Below are 3,116 nucleotides of genomic sequence, written 5' to 3' on the forward strand. Positions count from 1 at the left end.
ACTTCACCACAGCGCGCATTTAGTGGACGGAAATTGGTGGGCTCATACGTATCCGCGTGATTGGACAAAACCGGGAGGACCAATTCCTTTCACGCAAGATTTTGGAGAAATTGTTATTGCAAAAGTATTTTCCTCCGAAATTTTTCAAGCGAGAATTTATGGAAGTATTTCGTATGCAACATTCGTTCGCACTGATTCTCGTCCTCTCAAACGATTTTCCTTTCTTGACGGATTTGAAATTCACTCAAACAAAATTGTAAAAAATGTTTTTGAAAAAGAAACCAATCTCTTCTTCGCTTTCCATAATTCCTTCATCGGAATTCCGAAATACGCTGGCTCAAACCAAACGAAGTTCGGAATAAAATTTGGAGATTGGGAACGCTCGGGAATTAATGTTTACATCGCACTCAATTTTGGAAAAAGTTTCTTCGGTGAGTATTTTGATGAAACGTTGAATACGTATGGAATGGGATTTAATGTGGATTTTCCTTAAAGTATGAAGGATGAAGGATGAACGCAACACAAAAATTCAACTTTTTCTTCCTTCATCCTTCATACTTCTTCCTTCACGTTTATTCCCAACTCTTTCGCATTCCCTCGCAACGCATCAATCACCAATTGAATATGTTCATCGAGAGAAACACCAACTTCTTCCGCGCCTTTGTAGATATCATCACGATTCACTTGTCGCGCAAACGCTTTGTCTTTCATTTTCTTTTTCACGGAAGAAACTTCTAAATCATCAATTCTATTCGGACGAACCAACGCGCACGCAACGACAAATCCGCTTAACTCATCACACGCATATAATGCTTTCGCAAGCAAACTTTCCCTCGTTACATTTGTGTACGGCGCATGTCCCAAAATCGCAGTTCGTATTTCTTCCGAAACTCCTTTCTCTTTCAAGATTTCCGAACCTTTCCAGGGATGTCCTTCTTGCGTCGGAAACATTTCGTAATCAAAGTCGTGCAACAAACCGGTAATGCCGAACTTTTCTTCGTCATCATCAACTTTTTTCGCAAACGCTCGCATTGATGTTTCAACGGCGTACGCATGTTTCCGCAAACTATCGGTTTTTGTGTATTCGTGTAAAAGTTCTAATGCTTCGGTTCGTGTCATAAATATTTTTTTCCTATTAAATGTTTATTGAATAATCAATTATATTCTGTCCAAAATTCTGAACAATGGTTATTACAATTTCCGCAATAATTTTCATCGTCATCATTCTTATCGTTGCATATTTCGGTTTACGTTATGTAATGAATCAAGGAACAAAATCGTTGAGCGAAGTTGACTCAGAAAAATGTTCTCTCTGCAGAAAACAATTTCCAAAAAAAGAATTACTCGTCCGCGAAGTGTACGATGTAAAAGTATATTTCTTCTGCAAAAATTGTACTGAGAATTTATATAAAGAAAGCGTAACGAAATATTCTAAAACCTAACACCTCAACACCTAACACCTAAAGAGAAATAAATCTTCCGCGATATGAAATCTCTGCTTCTTTTTGTTCAACTCTCTCCTCTTCTTGTTGATGAAGCAAAACCGATGAACCGACAACAAGACTTCGCTTTCCGAACTTTTTATTAATAGTATCAATTGCTTCGCCGAGATGTTGTCCTTTCAGTTCTTGTTTTGAAGAAAATAAATTTTTTGTTACTGAAAGTGTTTCTACAAAATCCGAAAGCACAACTCCCGAAGCGCGATACGTTGTTTTTGGTTTGAAGATTTTTTTCAACAACGGTTCGATGTGAATTGCAAACATCATCGTATCATCGCTATAATCTTCCAACGCAATCGTTTCACTTGCATAACGATACTCCTCTTGCTTCCGAATAAAAATAGAAAGATGTTTTGCCGAAAGATGATGAGAACGCAAACGCATCGCAACTTCTTGTAAATGCAACATCAATTCTGCTAACAGAAAGTCGAAATCTTTCGTGATTTGTCGAAATGTTCTGCTGCGTGAAATTGATTTCGGTTTGTTCTTCTGTGTTTCAAGAGAAATTGCTTGTCCGCCGCGTAACTCCAGTTGCAAACGAACGCCATTGATTCCCAGTATTTTTTTTATGTGAGAAGTTTGTTCTGCAATAAATTCATGAAGCGTTGTAATTCCATTGCCAAGTAAACGTTGCGTATTGTGATAACCGATTCCCGCAACGTCATCGAGTTTGCATTGAGAAAGAAAATCATTTCTGTTTTCTTCTGTTACGACAGTAATTCCTTTTGGCTTATGGAAATCTGATGCAAGTTTCGCTAATGTTTTATTGAACGAAACGCCAATCGAAACAGGAAGATGTAGTTCATTCCAAATTTTCTTTTGAATGTTTCGAGCGATTTCTTCATACGAACACTTAAAATATTCTTGCACCGAAGTCAAATCAAAAAATGCTTCATCAATAGAATACTCTTCAACATCGGGAGTGAATGTTCGAAGCATTTCCATCATTTGCAGAGAATGTTTTACGTAGCGAGGAAAATTTGCCGACTCGAATGTAATTCCCGGACAAAGTGTTTCTGCTTCCCACGTTGGCGTTCCGACTTTCACTTTAAACTTTCGCGCTTCGTACGATGAAGACAAAACAATTCCGCCAACGTGAGAAACTACAGCAAACGGTTTCCCGAGTTTTTCCGGTGCATAAATTGTTTCTACTGATGCATAAAAACAATCAGCATCGAGATGACAAATTCCGTGTGTAAGATTTTCCATAGTGTTTTTCTCACGCGAAGTCGCAAAGTCGCTAACATTTTTTCTCTGTTTTTTTTGTTAGACAAATTCGGTAGAGAAAAATAAGCGAATTTATTTTGAAGATAAAAAAAAGCGATTTCATTTTATTGAAATCGCTTTTATTCAAGTGAATTAAAAACTTGTTGTATTGTTATTCAATCAGCGTAACATCAGCGTGAAAAAATATTTAAAATAAAAAAGGGACGCAACCTGAATTACGTCCAAAGTTGAGGTACTGACATACCCATAAGCAAAGACATAAGTGGCCACGTCCATCTCTGGACGAGTCACGCTTGTTCTTCTGTTCTTGAAAAGTGCTAGTTTTCTAATGTGAACGCAGCGAAAAACTACGTTGTAAATTATTTAGTTAGTTGGTTTGTTCGTTTGTTT

General features: G+C 37.4%; 3 protein-coding genes. 1 reads left to right on the forward strand and 2 read right to left on the reverse strand.

Features of this window, described 5'->3' with window-relative positions:
- Nucleotides 1-552: 552 nt before the first annotated feature.
- The gene (locus tag FJ218_11160; GenBank protein MBM4167459.1) at nt 553-1,119 is read right to left on the reverse strand and encodes an HAD family hydrolase; all 567 of its coding nucleotides are present in this window, start codon (nt 1,117-1,119) and stop codon (nt 553-555) included.
- A 65-nt stretch (nt 1,120-1,184) separates the two neighbouring features.
- Here FJ218_11160 and FJ218_11165 point away from each other — a divergent pair, with 65 nt between their 5' ends.
- A complete protein-coding gene (locus FJ218_11165) occupies nt 1,185-1,442 on the forward strand; it encodes a hypothetical protein (protein MBM4167460.1) in 258 nt (85 codons plus the stop codon).
- An 18-nt stretch (nt 1,443-1,460) separates the two neighbouring features.
- On the opposite strand, the gene FJ218_11170 is transcribed toward FJ218_11165, so the two are convergent.
- Nucleotides 1,461-2,708, reverse strand: a complete 1,248-nt coding sequence (locus tag FJ218_11170; GenBank protein ID MBM4167461.1) for a DNA polymerase IV — start codon at nt 2,706-2,708, stop codon at nt 1,461-1,463.
- Nucleotides 2,709-3,116: the final 408 nt, after the last annotated feature.

The sequence above is a fragment of the Ignavibacteria bacterium genome (assembly GCA_016873775.1).
GTDB lineage: Bacteria > Bacteroidota > Ignavibacteria > UBA10030 > F1-140-MAGs086 > JAGXRH01.

Bases quoted from the DNA above. Each gene is read 5' to 3' on its own strand.
- FJ218_11165 (MBM4167460.1), top strand. From the start codon at position 1,185: ATGGTTATTACAATTTCCGCAATAATTTTCATCGTCATCATTCTTATC.
- FJ218_11160 (MBM4167459.1), bottom strand. From the start codon at position 1,119: ATGACACGAACCGAAGCATTAGAACTTTTACACGAATACACAAAAACC.
- FJ218_11170 (MBM4167461.1), bottom strand. From the start codon at position 2,708: ATGGAAAATCTTACACACGGAATTTGTCATCTCGATGCTGATTGTTTT.